Origin of the sequence: Carnobacterium sp. (genome assembly GCF_032094055.1) — a bacterium.
Classification (GTDB): Bacteria; Bacillota; Bacilli; order Lactobacillales; family Carnobacteriaceae; genus Carnobacterium_A.
On the sequence record NZ_DAMDAK010000141.1, the window covers coordinates 3027 to 3302 of the forward strand.

Below are 276 nucleotides of genomic sequence, written 5' to 3' on the forward strand. Positions count from 1 at the left end.
ACCCTGGTTTATAGCGGTGTGGTATTGGTATCGGGATATAAATTTATTTACGGCGAAACAGGTTTTATGACCAGAGTGTTGTCGTCTGTTTTTACGAATTATAATGCGGATTGGTTCCAAGGTTATTGGGCTGTTGTGTTTGTAATGACTTTTGCTTGTACATCAAATCATGTTTTATTTTTAGCCAACGCCATGCAAAAAATTGACTTCCAAACGACTGAGGCGGCAAAAAATCTTGGAGCATCTCAATTTCATATTTTAAGAAGAGTAGTATTG

The 276-nt window shown here is 37.0% G+C and carries 1 pseudogene; it reads left to right on the forward strand.

Annotation, left to right across the window (positions count from 1 at the left end):
• Positions 1–276 (forward strand): annotated as a pseudogene (locus RT405_RS13390) (ABC transporter permease subunit); the annotation flags it as partial.